Genomic DNA, 17,219 nt, shown 5'->3' with positions numbered 1-17,219 from the left:
CGCCATGCGGCGTTCTCTGAGGAGGATAGATTTCCTCAGAGGGGCTATATTTTTAATTTGCTGGGTTTTTTATCGTTGTTTTTATTGATTTAATCTTCAATAAGAAAGGCCCACGGAAATTCTTCGATTTCCATGGGCCCAATTTCCGACTATGACAATCAGTATAAAGAAACGTTCCCCGATTGTCAATATTTTTCTATCATTAAGTGTTTTTATATGTTTTCATAAAGCGCCAAGGCATCATTCAACTGCGCCCGCGCATAGCCATTTCGCTTCTTTCGCGCTCGATCAACAGCCCGGCAACTCTTCCCAAATATAATGACATCAAGCACAGCAGAAAGCGACAAACCTGCTTCCTGTACCCGGACAGCCCAGAGCATAAATCGACGCATCAACTCAACCTGCCAATCCTCCGTATTCCCCGTTGATGAGGGTAATCGACTATAATTTTGCGTCCGCATACCGAGCCCCGCTGTACGCAAATGAAATCCGCGGGCAATTTTCTCCGCAATCCTTACCTGATCGTCCGTCAGCATGGAAAAGAGACGTGGCTCTCGCGCTTTCATATCTGTCTTTCTAAGTCTTCCCGAAGGATTAGCGCCGGGCCGGGATCGCAATTTTATGTTCCGGCCGCAGGCGGGTGATCTGACGCTGCGATCTGTCGTACGTGGCGCCAAAAGTGCTTCCCGCGCTGTGCGAGCGCCCGTCTGTTTGGATGTCATAGTTCCTCTCAATCATAGAATGTGATTTATTGCTTTGCTCATAATCCAGCTACGGAGGGCATTCTGCCGTTTCTGTAGGCCTTGGGAGTAGTCGGAAATATAAATGCGCACATTTTTTCGCATCGGAGGCCGACGCGTGCGCTTAAAAAAGAAGGGTAAAGTCGGTTGAGAAAAATGTTTAAAGTACAAACTCACACAACATTAAAATTATAAATGCAATTTTTTTGTAATATTAATAATATTTATATTATAACAACTTTCGACTTATTACGTCAAATGTTAGATTTCAAACATTATTTGCGTTGCACAAATAGACCCTGAAAATCAGTCGAAAATTTTATTCCTCCACAACGCTTGACGCTTCCGGGGTAAATCGCCAAATTAACATAAATACAATGGTAATAAGAAAGAACCACAGAGAATCCCATGGAAATTCGCAAAGACTTTATCGACAGCATCGGCAACACGCCGCTTATCCGCCTGACTGCCGCCTCGGAAGCTACGGGCTGCGATATATACGGCAAGGCCGAATTTCTCAATCCTGGTGGATCGGTGAAGGACCGCGCCGCCCTTGCCATCGTCAAGGATGCGGAGGCGAAGGGTCTGCTCAAGCCCGGCGGTCTGATCGTTGAAGGGACCGCGGGCAATACCGGCATCGGCCTCGCCCTTGTAGCGAACGCCAAGGGATACAAGACCGTCATCGTCATGCCTGAAACGCAGACGGATGAGAAGAAAGCGCTTCTAAGATATTGCGGTGCGGATCTCCGCCTTGTTCCGGCGAAACCCTATAAGGACGAGAATAATTACATCAAATATTCCGGCCGGCTGGCGGAGGAACTGGCGAAAACCCATCCGGGTGGCGCTATCTGGGCCAACCAGTTTGATAATGTCGCCAATCGTCAGGGACATATCGACACCACGGGCCCGGAAATCTGGAACCAGACCGACGGCAAGATCAACGGCTTTATCTGCGCGGTCGGTAGTGGTGGTACCCTCGCTGGCGTGGCGACGGCACTTCGGGCAAAAAACCCGAGCATCAAGATCGGCCTCGCCGATCCAATGGGCGCAGCGCTCTTTAATTACTACAAGAACGGCGAAATGAAGTCCGAAGGCAGTTCCATCACCGAAGGGATCGGCCAGGGCCGCATTACCGCCAACCTGGAGGGTCTCGATATCGACCTGCCGTTCCAGATCGACGATGTCGAGGCGCTCAACGTGCTTTATGACCTCAACATCCATGAGGGATTACAGATGGGCCTTTCCAGTGGCATCAATGTCGCCGGCGCCATCCGCATGGCGAAGGAAATGGGTCCCGGCCATACGATTGTCACGGTTCTTTGCGATACCGCGCAAAAATACTTTAGCAAATTGATGGACATTGATATGCTGAAAGAAAAGAACCTGCCGGTTGCTCCTTGGCTCTCCGGCGATAGCTGACCAACCGGAGAATATCATGACACTGTCCCTCTTTCGCGACGATGCCTATCTAACTCAAACGTCGGCGGTGGTGACAGGCGTGAATGAGCAGGGCGGCATCATTCTGGACCAGACAGTTTTCTATCCCACCGGCGGCGGCCAGCCGGGCGATAAGGGCAAGCTGATATTGGCCGACGGCACAAATATTGAAATCGCGACGGCTGTCAAAGGGAACACCCCCGACGAAATCGTCCATGTCCCGGCGGAGGGAAGCCCCCTCCCCGACATTGGCGCCACGATAACGGCCGAGATCGACTGGGATACGCGTCATCGCCTGATGCGCATGCATAGTTGCCTGCATCTTCTTTCCGCCGTGCTGCCCTACCCGGTGACCGGCGGACAGGTTTCCGACGGCAAGGGGCGGCTCGATTTCGATCTCCCTGAAGCAACCCTTGATAAGGAAGAAATCACAGTTGAGCTCAACCGGATTATCAATGAAAATCACGCGCTGACGAGTGACTGGATCAGCGAAGAAGAGCTCGACGCAAAGCCCGAACTGGTAAAAACCATGTCTGTCCAGCCGCCACGCGGTGCTGGTCGCATCCGCCTGATCAAGGTGGAAGGCGTGGATTTGCAGCCCTGCGGCGGCACCCATGTGCGTAATACTTCGGAGATCGGGGAAGTCAGGGTGAGAAAAATTGAAAAGAAGGGTCGGCAAAACCGGCGAGTATCGCTAGAATTTGTTGCGTGAAATCAAAGCCGGTACGACCGAATAAGGTGTAAGTAAAAATATGTCCTATGTAAATTCATCCTCGCTTGTTTCAACCGAATGGCTGACGGAGCATGCCGCCGCCCCTGATGTACGGATCGTCGATGCGTCTTGGCATATGCCCGCGACCGGGCGCAACCCACGCGCAGAATATGACGCGGAACATATTCCCGGCGCCGTCTTCTTCGATATTGACGAGATTGCCGACACTGATAACCCGCTCCCTCATATGGTGCCGAGCCCGGAAAAATTCTCAAGCCGGATGCGGAAACTTGGCCTCGGCGATGGGAACCGGATTGTTGTCTATGATACCATTGGGAATGTCAGCGCCGCACGTGCCTGGTGGCTGCTCCGCCTTTTCGGTCATCAGGATGTGGCCATTCTCGATGGCGGCCTGCCCAAATGGAAAGCAGAGGGACGCCCCGTCGATGATATGCCGGTAAAACCCGCCGAGCGGCATTTCACATCCCGCATCAACAGCTTCCTCCTGCGCGAAAAAGATCAGGTCGCGCGCAATATAAATCAGGGCCGCGAACAGGTGCTTGATGCCCGCTCCGCCGGTCGGTTTGAAGGGACGGAACCGGAACCCCGCGAAGGCTTGCGCAGCGGCCATATTCCCGGCGCAAAAAACCTGCCCTTCACAAATCTTCTAAAAGACGGTGATGGAACTTTCCGTCCTGCCGCTGAACTTTCTGCATCTTTTGAGAGTGCAGGAGTTGATTTAAAGAAACCGGTGATTACATCTTGTGGATCGGGAATAACCGCTTGCGTCCTGGCGTTCGGCCTGCATCTTCTGGGTCATCAACGTGTTGCCGTTTTTGACGGATCATGGACCGAATGGGCTCTCGATGAGGAATTGCCAGTCGAAACCGGAAAGTAAGAATGCCGATTAAACGCCCCCCGACACCGACCCACACGGGCAAATGGCCCGTTACCATCACTTTCCTTGAAATGACGGAACGGCAGAACGCCGCACCACCCCCGCCCCCGGCTATCCCCCACGCGATTATCCGCGCGGAGACGCCGACGGTATCCTTTTATCGTTATCTTTACAACACGGTCGGGCGAGACTGGGGATGGATTGATCGTCGTCTTGTCCCTGATGCGGAACTTGAAGAAATTCTTCAGGCGGAAACAACCGAAGTCTATGTGCTTTATATCAAAGGCGTGCCCGCGGGCTTTGTCGAACTGAACGCAGCCGAAATGCCCGATGCCGTCGATGTCGCCTATTTCGGGATCATGCCCGAATTTATCGGAATGCGGCTTGGCCCCTATTTTCTCAACTGGGCACTGGAAGAAGCCTGGGAAAAGGGACCGGAACGGGTAACCGTCAATACCTGCACGTTGGACCATCCGAAGGCGCTGCCGATGTATCAGCGCGCCGGGTTCGAACCGATCCGCCGCCGCGAGATCGAGATTGACCCCATAGAAGATATCTGATCGCCTGGAAGTGATCATCTCCGCGTTGACCGGTTAGGAATATAAGTTTATTCTGATGTATATGCCGGTTTCGTTACGCGCGGAGGTTTTCACATGGCGCCCCTGAACAAGAAACATCAGCCCTCCCTCTTTATTGCGGCTTCGCTGACCGCGGCCATAGCCGCCCTGCCAGCCCTTGCCGCACCACAGATCTTGGCCGTTGCGGCAACGGACCTGAAACTCCCCGTCACCTGCGAGGCCGGAGAATGCACGGTGGAGCTGACCACCATCTGCCTCCAGGAACATCGCGCCTCCCCTAATATTGGCGCGGGATACTATGTGCATGGAGAGACCTTCTTCGATCTTATGGGCCGGAACGCAGCGGGGCAAGAAATCTCCCTCGCCCATCTCCCGCTTGAGATTACCGCCGCGCGCGGCCATAACGCGGTGCGCCTCGCCTTTCAGGAAAGCCAGCTGACGAAATACGGCCCACTGGAGGTGAGCATTTCCGTGCCGAAAAATCTCTCCCTTGTCCCGCTGCCAATTGCCAATGACGTGAAGCCTCAGACGGAGGAGGATATCTTGCTCGCCACCGGACCGCTCCGGGCGGCGGCGACGCAGCTCGTCGATCTGGATGAGAACAAGCGCGACGCAGCAGAGCTTATCAATCAGGCGATCAACCGCCTGCCCTGGCGCGGCCGGGCCAGCGATGAAGATCGCGCCACCGTCCGCGCGAGCTATCAGGAAATCACCAAAAGCTCCGGCTTTGCGAGCGGTGCGAAGGACAATGCAAACGCTGTTGTTAAGGAATGCTATGACCGCACCATCGCCGGTAGCCTCAGCTTCCGTGGCTGCTTGGGCAGTTGGCACGACCGAATGATCGGCAAGCTCAATACCAAATACTGGAAATCCCTCGGCGCGGGGAGTTAAGTCCCTTTTCCCACAAAAAAGCCCGACAATTTATCGCCGGGCTTTTTCTTTCGATAGAATAGTTTATCAGCCGTTGTGCAGGATCTGGCTTAGGAAAAGCTGGGTCCGTTCGCTTTGCGGATTCTCGAAGAATTCCGTTGGTGGCGCCTGCTCGATAATCTCGCCGGCGTCCATGAAGATCACCCGATCGGCGACCGTCTTGGCGAAGCCCATTTCATGGGTCACACAGATCATGGTCATACCCTCTTCGGCGAGACTGATCATGGTGTCCAACACCTCTGAAATCATTTCCGGGTCAAGCGCCGATGTCGGCTCATCAAACAGCATGATGCGCGGGTTCATGCAGAGCGAGCGGGCAATCGCCACACGCTGCTGCTGTCCGCCCGAGAGTTGCCCCGGATATTTCAGCGCCTGTTCGGGGATTTTCACCCGTTCAAGGAACTTCATCGCCGTTTCCTCGGCCTCCGCCTTCGGGGTCTTGCGGACCCAAATCGGCGCGAGCGTGCAGTTTTCCAAAACCGTCAGATGCGGAAACAGATTAAAATGCTGGAAGACCATCCCCACCTCACGGCGGATTTCATCGATCTTCTTCACATCGTTTGTGAGTTCAATCCCGTCCACAATGATCTGGCCCTGCTGATGCTCCTCCAGTCGGTTAATGCAGCGGATCATCGTTGACTTGCCCGAGCCAGACGGCCCGCAGACAACGATTTTCTCTCCCCGCTCCACTGTGAGGTTGATGTCTTTCAGGACATGGAACTCACCATACCATTTATGCATCCCGATCAGTTGAATCGCGACATCCATATCAGTTTGTGTCATGGCAGCTTCACTCATATTTCCGCCCTCCTATCTTTTGTGACCGGTGTGGAGTTTGTTCTCCAACCAGATGCTATAACGCGACATACCGAAACAGAAGACCCAGAAGACGGCCGCAACGAAGACATAGCCTTCGGTCGCCATCCCGACCCATTCCTTATCGGTGGTTCCAGCTTTAACAATGCTGAGCAAGTCCAGCAACCCGATGATCAGCACCAGCGTCGTGTCCTTAAACAGACCGATGAAGGTGTTGACGATTGAGGGAATTGCAATCTTAAGCGCCTGAGGCAGTATTATAAGCCCCATTGCCTGCCAATATCCAAGGCCGAGGCTTTTCGCGGCCTCCATCTGGCCTTTGGGGATCGCCTGCAATCCACCGCGCACCACCTCGGCCATATAGGCCGCGGAGAAAAGCGACATGCCGACGAGCGCCCGGATAAGCTTGTCGAAGTTCATACCTTCTGGCAGGAACAACGGCAACATGACCGAGGCCATGAACAGGACTGTGATCAACGGCACCCCGCGAACAAACTCAATAAAGCCAACGCAGAGCATCCGCACAATCGGCATGCTTGATCGCCGTCCAAGCGCAAGGACAATACCGAGCGGCAGCGCGACAAAGATCGACACCGATGCCAGCACCAAGGTCAGGAACAACCCGCCCCACTGGGAAGTCTCTACGACTTCCAGACCGAAAGACCCTCCATAAAACAGGAAGTAACAAACGACCGGTACGAAGACGAACATATAGACCGCCGGCCATTTCTTGTTCTTGACCACGTCAGAGAGAACAAGGAACAGCCCGATTGCTGCAAGAACATACCCGATATCAACGCGCCAGCGTTCTTCAACCGGGTAAAAGCCGTACATGATCTGTCCGAACCGGGCCTTGATAAAGACCCAGCAGGCCCCTGTCCCGGTGCAATCTTCCCGGGTTTCCCCGACAAAATTAGCGTTGATGAAGGCGTAGGAGACTATTCCGCTCACTGCCCACCAGATCACATAGAGCGACACCACCGTTAGGAGTGCGTTCAACGGGCTGGAGAATAAATTCTCCCGCATCCATCCAATCACGCCGGTCTGGCTGGCGGGAGGTGGCAGATCTTCGTGGCGTTCTGTTTTAACTATTGCCATCTTATCTCTCCACCAATGCAATGCGTTTATTGTACCAGTTCATAAACATCGAAATCAGGAGGCTTATGGACAGGTAGAATATCATTGTGATCATAATGCACTCAATCGCCTGACCGGTCTGGTTAAGTGACGTTCCGGCAAAGAGGGCCGTAATGTCCGCATACCCAATGGCGGTGGCGAGCGACGAGTTCTTGACAAGGTTCAGATATTGACTCGTCAAGGGTGGAACGATGACACGGAGCGCCTGCGGCAAAACCACAAGTCGGGTCGTCTTGCCCGGGCTCAGGCCCAGGGAATGCGCTGCCTCTGTCTGGCCATGGCTCACCGCGTTGATGCCCGAGCGGACAATCTCGGCGATAAAGGCACCGGTATAGATCGATAATCCCAGCAACAGTGCGAGAAATTCCGGTTCTAGTGACCAGCCGCCAGTTATGCTGAACCGGCCATATTCAGGATAATTGATTTCGAACGGATTGCCCATAATCAGGGACGCGATCACCGGCAAAACGATAATCAGCCCGACGCTCGTCCAGAACACAGGGAAAATCTGTCCGGTCAGGTCCTGGCGTTTATGCGCCCAATTTTTGACGACAAAGCAAAGGACGATGGCCACGAGCAGCGCCACTGTAATAAGCCAGAATCCGCTTGCGGGGATAATAGCCGGGAAACTGACACCCCGGTTGTTGATCAGGAAATTATCGCCGATATGGATACTGTCTTTCACCAGCGGCAACACCGACAGAACCGCGAAATACCAGAACATCAGCTGCACCAGCAGCGGAATATTTCGGATCACCTCTATATAAACGGCGGCGATCTTGTTGACGACCCAGTTCTTGGAGAGCCGCAGGACACCGAAGATAAAACCGATGAGGGTTGCCAGGAAAATGCCTGAGATCGATACGGCGAGGGTATTGATAATACCGATGATCAGAACATCAAGATGAGTTGATGTCTGGCTGCTATAGTCCATCAAGAGGACAATACCGATGCCAAAGCCCGCAGGCTGGCTTAAGAAACCAAATCCGGACGCGATGCCGCGTTTTTCCAGATTTACAGCTGTATTATGTCCAACATACCAGACAAACAGAGCGATAAGCACGACAACGACAATCTGATAAAAAATCGCTCGGTATCGCGGGTCGCGAAACTTGTTGATCTTGGCAACTTCAAGATCTGCTGCTTCTGCCGTCATAAACTACACCTCCCCAGGGATTGTTAAGATTACGGCTGCCAAAAGGCAAAAGGAGCGCATGTCCGATCGAAACAGGCCACACGCTCCCTCTAATTACATAATCTAGACCCTTAGCGCAGTGGCGGAGCGTAGAGAATGCCTCCCTTGTTCCACTGAGCGTTTAGTCCGCGCGCAATGTTAAGGGCGGTTCCTTCACCAAGGTTGCGGGCAAAGCTTTCGCCGTAGTTGCCGACATTCTTGATAATGTTGTAAGCCCATTCGTTGGTGAGGCCGAGCTGCTGTCCGAGGTCACCTGAGGTGCCGAGGATACGCTGGATGCTCGGGTTCTTGGTGTCCGCTTTCAATGTATCAACATTGGCAGAGGAGATATTCAGCTCTTCTGCTTCGACCATGGCGTTCAATGTCCAGCGGGCAATATCACCCCACTGGTTGTCGCCGTGACGGACGAGCGGGCCGAGCGGCTCTTTCGAGATCACTTCCGGCAAAACGATATGTGCTTCAGGGTCGGCAATAACCGAACGCTGTGCATACAGGCCGGACTGGTCCGTCGTGTAAACGTCGCAGGTATCTTTCAGATACGCTTCACGAACTTCGTCTGCTGTGTCGAAAACGACTGAGTCGTATTTCATGCCATTGGCTGTGAAGTAGTCGGCAAGGTTCAGTTCGGTGGTTGTACCGGACTGCACGCAGATCCGGGCGCCATCAAGCTCAAGCGCGGATTTCACGCCGAGTGCCTTTTTGACCATGAAGCCCTGACCGTCATAATAGTTAACACCGACAAATTCGAATCCGAGGTTAACGTCGCGACTGAAGGTCCAGGTCGTGTTCCGGGCCAGCACGTCAATTTCGCCGGACTGCAGGGCGGTGAACCGCTCTTTTGCTGTCGTCGGCGTGTATTTGACTTTATCCGGAGTCCCGAAGACGGCGGCAGACATCGCGCGGCAGAAGTCCACGTCGAAGCCTTCCCATTTACCATCATTGTTAGGTGCGGCAAAACCTGCCAGACCCGTTGTTACGCCACATTGAATAAAGCCCTTTGCCTTGACATCATCCAGCGTCGCTGCGGTTGCCGCTGTCGCCATAAAAGTTGCTGCAGTAGCGACAGCAATAAAACTCGCTTTTCTCATGAAAATAACCTTCCTGTCCATTGATAAGTCTCAATATTCTCTCCGGTAAATCACATACTTCCATTAAGTACCGTACCCTTATCATGAGTACTTGAGTGAAATACGCGTGAAGATCATAATATATGTTATCATGACCCTCTAAGTCCTTGACGATAATATTTTTATAACATGCGTCAATGGAAAAATATGCTGCAAGTGCGAAATAATTTACTTTCCGTAGCGTCATTCCCGAAAAATTTTGCACTTTTAACTTAAGCGCCCATCCTATATGCAAATAGCAATTGCAAAAACAAATCAAAGGGCTGCTCCTTCCCATGAAAGATGAAACAAAAATTGTTACCGCCGGGCGCGATCCAGAATCCAATTTCGGCATCGTAAACGTACCAGTCTATCACGCTTCGACCGTTCTCTTTCCGTCATTGAAGGCGCGACAGGAAGCCCATGCCGCCCGTGCCGCAGGCGAACGGGTTGTCTCATACGGCCGTATTGGCACTCCAACAACCTGGTCGCTGGAAGATGCGGTTGCGGAACTGGAAGGCGGCTATCGCGCACAGGTTTTCCCCTCCGGCATGGCGGCTTGCGCCAACGCGATCCTTGCTTTCGTAGAGGCCGGGGACCACATCCTCATGCTCGACACTGTCTACAGCCCTGTCCGGTCTTTCTGCGACGGATATCTGAAGCGTTTTGGGGTAGAAACAACCTATTATGATCCGCATGTCGGCGCGGGTATTGCAGACCTCATACGCCCCAATACCCGGCTTGTTTATGTCGAGTCACCCGGCTCCCTCACCTTCGAGATGCAGGATATCCCGGCCATCGCGGACGTAGCGCATTCAAGGGATGCACTGGTCGTGATGGATAACACCTGGGCCTCTCCGCTCTTCTATAAACCGTTCGATCATGGTGTAGATGTCTCGGTTCAGGCCGGCACGAAATATATCGTCGGCCATAGCGATGTGATGATCGGTCTTGTCACAACAACGAAGGACTGCTGGCCAACCCTCCAGAAAGGCGCAAACTTGCTCGGCCAAACGACGGGGCCGGACGATGTCTACTTGGCGCAGCGTGGTATCCGCACTCTATCTGTGCGTCTGAAACAGCATATGGAAAACGGTATAGCAATTGCCGAATGGCTGAAGGGTCGCAAGGAAGTGGCAGAGGTTTTTCACCCTGCCCTGTCGGATGATCCAGGCCACGCCCTGTGGAAGCGTGATTTTCTTGGCGCTTCCGGACTGTTCTCTTTCCGACTTCATGAAATTTCGAACGATGCGCTCGCCGCTTTTCTCGATCATCTGGAACTTTTCGGCATGGGATCGTCCTGGGGCGGGTATGAAAGTCTGATCCTTCCCGCTGACCCGACGAGTGTGCGTACTGCCACGAAATGGGACAATAAAAATCCGCTGATCCGGGTTCATGTTGGGCTGGAGTCGGTCGATGACCTGATAGCAGATTTAAAGAGCGGCTTCGATCGGCTAAACGCGGCAAAATAGTATAATATGACGAATCGGAAAGTGATTCGATAAAATTGGATGCAAATTTTACATGGACAGCAACATACTTAACAATATTACCTTTGACGCGAATGGCCTGGTTCCCGCGATTGCGCAACAGCATGACACAGGCGAAGTCCTGATGATGGCCTGGATGAATCGCGATGCCGTTCAGGAAACCCTCGAAAAAGGACAGGTTTGCTACTGGTCACGTTCGCGCGGAAAGCTCTGGCGTAAGGGGGAATCTTCTGGCCATGTGCAACGACTTGTAGATTTCCGCATCGATTGTGACGGCGATACGCTTCTGTTGCTGGTCGAACAGACCGGGGTTGCCTGCCATACCGGGCGTCATAACTGCTTCTTCCAGAGCGTACGCGACGGGAAGATCGAGATTATCAGCGAGGTGGAGATTTCCCCCGAGGAGATCTACGGGGGCAAGACCCCCACAACATGAGTATCTCCCCGGCAGAGCTGGAGGTGATCTTGCTTTCCCTGAAAGTCGCGCTCTGGTGCGTCGGCATTTCATTGCTCCCCGCCCTTGTGATGGCGTGGCTGCTGGCGCGGCGGGAGTTTTACGGCAAGACGGCCCTTAACGTGCTGGTGCATCTCCCGATAGTTCTGCCGCCGGTGGTGGTTGGCTACTTCCTTTTGGTCCTGCTTGGCAATCGCGGACCGATCGGCGGCTGGCTGCTGGAGTATTTCGGCATTTCCCTGATTTTCAACTGGAAAGGTGTGGTCGCGGCCACTGCTGTGATGGCCTTTCCCTTCATCACCCGCGCCATCCGTCAGGCGATCGAGGCCGTGGACAGGACCCTTGAGGTTGCCGCCCTCACCCTCGGCCGGCCGCCCTTCATGGTTTTCCTAACCATCACACTGCCGCTTATTTTGCCGGGTATTCTGGCCGGGATAACCTTGGGCTTTGCGCGCGCGCTCGGGGAGTTTGGCGCGACCATTACTTTTGTTGCAAATATCCCGGGGGAGACACAGACCCTGCCACTCGCAATTTATACGCTCTTGCAGACCCCAAATGCGGAAACGGCAGTCTGGCGACTGGTCATTATATCTGTCGTGCTGGCCTTTGCCGCGATTGCCCTCTCCGAATGGCTGACCCGCCGTTCTGTCCGCCGGTTGGGTGGGGGAATCTGATGGCCTCTGATATCCGCCTTAAAAAATCCTTCGGCCGCTTTCACCTGAACGCAGAGTTCAACGCGGAAGATGGACTGACCGCCCTCTTCGGTCCATCGGGTGCAGGAAAAACCCTGCTCGCGCAGATGCTGGCTGGTCTGGTAACCCCCGATGAGGGTCATATCGAGATTGCCGGCCGCACGCTGTTCAGCAGCGCGAAGGGCATTAATGTCCCCGCGCATCAGCGACATATCGGCTTTGTTTTTCAAGAGCATCGCCTGTTCCCGCATTTTTCCGTGCGCGGCAACCTCACCTATGGCAGCGGTCGTCGCGCTGGAAAAGCCCCCCCTGTTTCCTTTGATAAAGTCGTCGATATTCTTGGTCTCACTGCCCTACTGGAGCGCAAGCCCGCCTCTCTTTCGGGGGGCGAACGTCAGCGGGTCGCCATCGGTCGGGCAATCCTCAGCAATCCGAAAATCCTGGTCATGGATGAGCCGCTTTCCAGTCTTGATGACGCGCGCAAGGCAGAAATTCTCCCGCTGATCGAGGATTTGAAATCAGAATTCAACCTCACCACCCTCTATATCTCCCACTCGATTGAGGAAATTGCCCGTCTTGCCGATACACTACTGCTGCTCGACAAGGGGGAGATGAAGGCCGTCGGTCCGATCAGCAACATCCTGAACCGGCTCGATCTTATTCCCTTCGCGGGGGGATATGATGCGGGCACCTTGATCGAGGCGACAGTCACCGTCTACGAGCCCGGCCATCATATGCTCACTCTGAAAACAGAGAGCGGCGGCAAGCTCTATATCACGGGCAGCGCGAAGGAGATAGGCAGTCCCGTGCGCCTGCGTATCCGTGCGCGTGATGTCGCTCTGTCCGAGACAGAGCCAAAATCCATCTCGATCCTCAATCGTTTCAAGGGCCGCGTGATCGATCATTGCAGTGGTGCACAAGGGATGGAAGAATTGCTTCTTGATGTCGGCTTCCCCCTGACCGCGCGGATCACCCGCAAATCATTTGAGGAAATGAAGCTCAAAAAGGACAGCCCCGTCTGGGCACTCGTGAAAGCGGTCACGATCAGCCGATCCTGATTTACGGGAAAGCTTAGCGGTTACTCTGGCTCGGCGTCATGGCGAGGGTCTTGATATAATCCTCAATCGCGCCGCGATCCTTCAGATAAAGCGTCTTCCCTTTTTTAAGGACCATCCCCTCATGGCCGAGTTGGCCGAGGACGCGCGCCACCGTCTCGCGCGTTGTCGAGACACGGCTGGCAATCACACTCTGGGTTGGCATCGGATAGATCAGCCAACTGTTCGGTGTCACCGGATCGGGCTCCGCCATGCGGAGCAGTTCCTGACAGACCCGCTGCACTGCGCCCAAGGTCGAAAGATCGAGGATACGATCGTCATTGATACGGATAATCCGCGCAAGCCGCTGCAGCACCGCCATCATGATTGCAGGGTTGCGCATCAAGAGATCACGAAACAGTTCCGGGCTGAGGCTCGCTAGCAGGCAGCGCGAACTTGCCACCACATTGGCCGAACGGGCGCGGCCGTCAATCGCCGACAGTTCACCGAAATACTGCCCCTCACCCACGGTGGCGTAAGTCACCTCCCGCCCGGAGACACCATAATTGACGATATTGACGCTTCCCGAGACGACGAAATACATATCGCGGCTGTCTGTTGACCGCTCCAGAATCTGTTCATTCGCGCCATAGGTCCGCCAGTTGCATTTCGCGGCAATGTCCATCCGTTCCTGAGGCGTGAGTTCGCTCAGCAGTTCTATCTTATCAAGATTTTGCATATCCCTGAAACAGAGCCCCTCTTGTCGCGTTGGATCGGAACAGACTATAAAGGATAATACGAAAAATAAAAACAGGAAGCTAAGGGCTAAAATTGGCGCATTCACGCGGGATCAGGGACCGGTATTATCATCCGGGCGGAAAGGGCAGTGCATGAACAAGCCTCTTGCCACCGATCCAATGATCACGCCGCTATTCAGCAAGCTCGATTTAAAGGCGAAATCTCTGCTCGTGACGGTCTGGGGCGACGCGGTTGCGCCGCATGGCGGCACGGTCTGGCTCGGTAGCTTGATCAATCTCGTCGCGCCGCTCGGCCTGAACGAGCGTGTGGTCCGCACTGCTGTCTTCCGTCTGCAGAAGGAAAGATTGCTCGCCTCCAACCAGATCGGACGGCGCAGCTTCTATCGCCTGACAAAGACCGGCGGCCATCGTTTTGCCGAGGCAACCCGCCGTATCTATGCATCGGGGGATATCTCATGGGACGGCAACTGGTTGTTCCTTTTCGCCCTCCGGCGGGAGCTTGCCGAGAAAGACCGCCGCAAGCTGGAGACGGAACTTGGCTGGCTCGGCTTTGGCAATCTCGGCGGCGGCATTTATGCCCATCCGACGGCAAGCGCCGAAAGCGTCGATAGTCTGCTCAGCGATCTTGATCTTGCGGGGAAAGTCACGGCCTTACGCGCGACCGGCACCGGGGCTGCGCCATTCGACGCGCCGGAAATCCTCGTAGCAAAGGGCTGGGCCCTCAAGGAGCTGGAGGCCGACTACGCCCGCTTTATCCATCATTTCGGCCGCTTCGCCGATGGTGAGGGACGGGCCCCAAGTCTTGACGAAAAAAAATGTTTTATCATTCGTAGCCTCTTGGTGCATGATTACCGTCGGGTGCTCTTGCGAGACCCGATGTTACCTGCGGAATTACTGCCGAAGGGATGGAACGGAAATCAGGCACGCAGCTTGTTTCGGACCATCTATGATCTGGTCTGGGAGGGAGCAGAGACATATTTGATGACGATACTTGAAAATGAGACAGGGAGACTACCGCCCGCCTCGGAAGAATTTTACCGGCGCTTTGGTGGATTGAAAAAACGCTAGTTCCGTATAACGATATTTCAAAAACAAGAATGAGCTTGGGAAAATGTCTGCAGGGAAATTGAAGATTTGTATCGTCGGCTCCGGTCCGGCGGGTATGTACACGGCGGGTGCCATCGTCAAGAAAAACCCCGAAAGCCAGATCGATATCATCGACAAGCTGGCCACGCCCTACGGGCTGGTGCGGGCCGGGGTCGCCCCGGATCACCAGACCACCAAGAATGTCACCCGCGCCTATGACAAGATCATGGAAAATGACAATGTCCGCTTCGTTGGCAATGTTGGCCTTTCCGCCGATATCCCGCTGGAAAAGCTGCGGGAGATTTATGACGTGGTGGTCATCGCAACCGGTACGCCGAAGGATCGCAATCTCGGCATCCCCGGTGAAGACAAGGAAGGCGTTTTCGGCGCGCAGACCTTCGTCTATTGGTACAATGGTCATCCGGAATATCGCGATGCGGTGCCCAACCTTGAAATCGAAACGGCGGTCGTGATCGGCAATGGCAACGTTGCCCTTGATGTCGCACGCATCCTGATGCGGACGGAGGATGAAATGGTTACCTCCGATCTCGCCGAACATGCCGCCAGCGAGATATTCAGAAGCCCGCTCAAACGGGTCCATGTGGTAGGACGACGAGCGCCGGAAAATGCGCAGTTCTCATCAAAGGAACTGGGCGAGTTTGCCGAGCTGACCTCCGCCAAAACCTATACGGACAAGACCGCCCTGCCCGAGGGGTTCACTTCCGAGGATAAAAAGGAAGAGAAAGTCGTCAACACCAATCTCGACCTCCTTCGTAGTTTCGAGCAGATCCGCCCAGGAATAGAAGGCCGCTCTATCCATCTCGATTTTCTGGCAAGCCCCGTCGAGATTCTGGGCGATGAGGCGATCACCGGTGTCCGTTTCGAACGGAATAAAATTGTCGATGGGAAGGCCGTCGGCACCGGCGAGACCTATGAGATAGACTGCCAGCTTCTCGTCTCCTGCATCGGCTATGAGATGGGTATTCTTGAAGGACTGCCCGTTGAAAAAGGCATCATCAAGAATGACGAAGGACGCGTCGCCGACGGTCTCTATGTGGTCGGCTGGGCGAAGCGCGGCCCATCTGGCACCATCGGCACCAACCGTATCGACAGTCAGAATGTGGTTGACCGAATGCTCGCCGATTTTGACGACGGCTGTGATCCCGCGAAGCCGGGTCCCGCAGGGCTGGATGCCTGGTGCCGGGAGAAAGATATCCACACTGTCTCTTTTGACGACTGGAAGAAAATAGACGAAGCAGAAGTGGCTCGCGGCGGCGGCACATCTCCGAGGAAGAAATTTGTCCGGACCCGTGATATGCTCTCTATTGTGAAGGAAGAAGGATAGGATATGCTGATTGCTCAACTCAGCGATTGCCATGTCGTGGTGCCGGAAGACGAGTTTAATGAACTCTATCATCCCGCCGATAAACTGATTGACGCCGCACGACACGTCAACAACAGTGTCAACCGCCCCGATATTGTCTTCCTCACCGGAGATTTGGTGAACACCGCCAAGCGGGAAGAATATGAAGTCCTGCGTGATATCCTTCCCACCTTCGAGATGCCGGTGTATCTCTTGCCCGGCAATCATGATGACTGCTCGCTTTTGCGGGAAATGTTCCCCGAGCATGATTACTTGCCGAAAGAGGGCAAGCTGAATTACGTGGTGGACGGCTGGCCGCTTAAATTTATCTGTCTCGACACCAATATCCACGGGAAACCACAAGGTCGCCTCGGCGAGGAGCAACTTGACTGGCTGGATCAGGAACTAAAGGCCGAAACCGCGCGGCCCGTGGTTATCATGCTCCATCACCCGCCGTTCAAGACCGGCCTTACCAGTATGGATGAGATGGGCCTTCTCGATATGGCGGAGTTTGCAGAAGTCGTTGCGCGTCATGATCATATCGAACGCGTCCTCTGTGGCCATCTGCATCGCGCTATCCAGAAGCTGGTCGGCGGTACGCTGGTGCAGACCTGCCCATCTACTTCACATCAGGTGCGGCTGCTACTGGGCGAAAATAACGCCCTCGGCACCACCTTCGAGCCGCCTGAATATCTGCTGCACTACTGGACGGAGGCTGGCGGCCTCGTCACCCATAGCGACTATGTAAAGGATTATGACGTCGCCTGGACCCTCGACGGCGAGATGTAATCAG

The 17,219-nt window shown here is 54.3% G+C and carries 18 protein-coding genes; 12 read left to right on the top strand and 6 right to left on the bottom strand.

Translation table 11 applies throughout. The features are described from left to right. Nucleotides 1–212: 212 nt before the first annotated feature. Nucleotides 213–722: a hypothetical protein gene (locus tag LKE13_RS08860; RefSeq protein WP_227950316.1), complete on the bottom strand. Its 510-nt coding sequence runs from the start codon at nucleotides 720–722 to the stop codon at nucleotides 213–215. A gap of 426 nt (nucleotides 723–1,148) precedes the next feature. Between LKE13_RS08860 and LKE13_RS08855 the strand changes: the two genes are divergently transcribed. The 5 genes from LKE13_RS08855 to LKE13_RS08835 all read left to right on the top strand — a co-directional run bounded on the left by LKE13_RS08855 (nucleotide 1,149) and on the right by LKE13_RS08835 (nucleotide 5,256). Beyond that, the gene (locus LKE13_RS08855) at nucleotides 1,149–2,159 is read left to right on the top strand and encodes a cysteine synthase A (RefSeq protein WP_227950313.1); all 1,011 of its coding nucleotides are present in this window, start codon (nucleotides 1,149–1,151) and stop codon (nucleotides 2,157–2,159) included. A 16-nt stretch (nucleotides 2,160–2,175) separates the two neighbouring features. Next, nucleotides 2,176–2,889 carry an alanyl-tRNA editing protein gene (locus LKE13_RS08850; RefSeq protein WP_227950311.1) on the top strand — a complete coding sequence of 238 codons (714 nt, stop codon included), beginning with the start codon at nucleotides 2,176–2,178 and terminating at the stop codon, nucleotides 2,887–2,889. Nucleotides 2,890–2,929: 40 nt separating this feature from the next. After that, nucleotides 2,930–3,787: a 3-mercaptopyruvate sulfurtransferase gene (gene sseA, locus LKE13_RS08845; RefSeq protein ID WP_227950309.1), complete on the top strand. Its 858-nt coding sequence runs from the start codon at nucleotides 2,930–2,932 to the stop codon at nucleotides 3,785–3,787. Nucleotides 3,788–3,789: 2 nt separating this feature from the next. Beyond that, nucleotides 3,790–4,347, top strand: coding sequence for a GNAT family N-acetyltransferase (locus LKE13_RS08840; RefSeq protein ID WP_227950307.1), 558 nt, complete (start codon nucleotides 3,790–3,792; stop codon nucleotides 4,345–4,347). 93 nt (nucleotides 4,348–4,440) lie between these two features. After that, nucleotides 4,441–5,256, top strand: a complete 816-nt coding sequence (locus LKE13_RS08835) for a hypothetical protein (protein ID WP_227950305.1) — start codon at nucleotides 4,441–4,443, stop codon at nucleotides 5,254–5,256. Between the two features lie 66 nt (nucleotides 5,257–5,322). On the opposite strand, the gene LKE13_RS08830 is transcribed toward LKE13_RS08835, so the two are convergent. The 4 genes from LKE13_RS08830 to LKE13_RS08815 all read right to left on the bottom strand — a co-directional run bounded on the left by LKE13_RS08830 (nucleotide 5,323) and on the right by LKE13_RS08815 (nucleotide 9,531). Further along, the gene (locus tag LKE13_RS08830) at nucleotides 5,323–6,093 is read right to left on the bottom strand and encodes an amino acid ABC transporter ATP-binding protein (RefSeq protein ID WP_321576135.1); all 771 of its coding nucleotides are present in this window, start codon (nucleotides 6,091–6,093) and stop codon (nucleotides 5,323–5,325) included. Between the two features lie 12 nt (nucleotides 6,094–6,105). Next, a complete protein-coding gene (locus LKE13_RS08825) occupies nucleotides 6,106–7,209 on the bottom strand; it encodes an amino acid ABC transporter permease (RefSeq protein WP_227950303.1) in 1,104 nt (367 codons plus the stop codon). Nucleotide 7,210: 1 nt separating this feature from the next. Next, on the bottom strand, nucleotides 7,211–8,404 hold the full coding sequence (locus LKE13_RS08820) for an amino acid ABC transporter permease (protein ID WP_227950301.1): 1,194 nt from the start codon (nucleotides 8,402–8,404) through the stop codon (nucleotides 7,211–7,213). A gap of 110 nt (nucleotides 8,405–8,514) precedes the next feature. After that, nucleotides 8,515–9,531 (bottom strand): amino acid ABC transporter substrate-binding protein, encoded by a 1,017-nt coding sequence (locus LKE13_RS08815; RefSeq protein ID WP_227950299.1) that lies wholly within the window; start codon nucleotides 9,529–9,531, stop codon nucleotides 8,515–8,517. 314 nt (nucleotides 9,532–9,845) lie between these two features. Between LKE13_RS08815 and metC the strand changes: the two genes are divergently transcribed. From metC to modC, 4 genes are read left to right on the top strand one after another with little or no spacing between them, the layout of a single operon-like run. After that, complete coding sequence (gene metC / locus LKE13_RS08810) at nucleotides 9,846–11,021, top strand: cystathionine beta-lyase (RefSeq protein ID WP_227950297.1); 1,176 nt, start codon at nucleotides 9,846–9,848, stop codon at nucleotides 11,019–11,021. 52 nt (nucleotides 11,022–11,073) lie between these two features. Further along, nucleotides 11,074–11,475 carry a phosphoribosyl-AMP cyclohydrolase gene (gene hisI / locus LKE13_RS08805; RefSeq protein ID WP_227950295.1) on the top strand — a complete coding sequence of 134 codons (402 nt, stop codon included), beginning with the start codon at nucleotides 11,074–11,076 and terminating at the stop codon, nucleotides 11,473–11,475. Beyond that, nucleotides 11,472–12,167, top strand: coding sequence for a molybdate ABC transporter permease subunit (gene modB, locus LKE13_RS08800; protein WP_227950292.1), 696 nt, complete (start codon nucleotides 11,472–11,474; stop codon nucleotides 12,165–12,167). Before hisI ends, modB begins: the two co-directional genes overlap by 4 nt. After that, nucleotides 12,167–13,243, top strand: coding sequence for a molybdenum ABC transporter ATP-binding protein (gene modC, locus LKE13_RS08795; protein ID WP_227950289.1), 1,077 nt, complete (start codon nucleotides 12,167–12,169; stop codon nucleotides 13,241–13,243). Before modB ends, modC begins: the two co-directional genes overlap by 1 nt. A gap of 13 nt (nucleotides 13,244–13,256) precedes the next feature. Here modC and LKE13_RS08790 read toward each other — a convergent pair whose 3' ends face one another. Next, on the bottom strand, nucleotides 13,257–13,958 hold the full coding sequence (locus tag LKE13_RS08790; RefSeq protein ID WP_227950287.1) for a Crp/Fnr family transcriptional regulator: 702 nt from the start codon (nucleotides 13,956–13,958) through the stop codon (nucleotides 13,257–13,259). Between the two features lie 151 nt (nucleotides 13,959–14,109). Between LKE13_RS08790 and paaX the strand changes: the two genes are divergently transcribed. The 3 genes from paaX to LKE13_RS08775 are packed head-to-tail and all read left to right on the top strand — an operon-like array spanning nucleotide 14,110 to nucleotide 17,215. Beyond that, a complete protein-coding gene (gene paaX / locus LKE13_RS08785; RefSeq protein ID WP_227950285.1) occupies nucleotides 14,110–15,045 on the top strand; it encodes a phenylacetic acid degradation operon negative regulatory protein PaaX in 936 nt (311 codons plus the stop codon). Between the two features lie 43 nt (nucleotides 15,046–15,088). Beyond that, the gene (locus LKE13_RS08780) at nucleotides 15,089–16,408 is read left to right on the top strand and encodes an FAD-dependent oxidoreductase (RefSeq protein WP_227950283.1); all 1,320 of its coding nucleotides are present in this window, start codon (nucleotides 15,089–15,091) and stop codon (nucleotides 16,406–16,408) included. Between the two features lie 3 nt (nucleotides 16,409–16,411). Further along, a complete protein-coding gene (locus tag LKE13_RS08775; protein ID WP_227950281.1) occupies nucleotides 16,412–17,215 on the top strand; it encodes a phosphodiesterase in 804 nt (267 codons plus the stop codon). Nucleotides 17,216–17,219 lie beyond the last annotated feature (4 nt).

Source organism: Sneathiella sp. HT1-7 (genome assembly GCF_020731145.1).
Taxonomy (GTDB): domain Bacteria; phylum Pseudomonadota; class Alphaproteobacteria; order Sneathiellales; family Sneathiellaceae; genus Sneathiella.
Note: the sequence above shows the minus strand (reverse complement) of the source record. Positions and strands in the feature narration are given on the sequence as shown.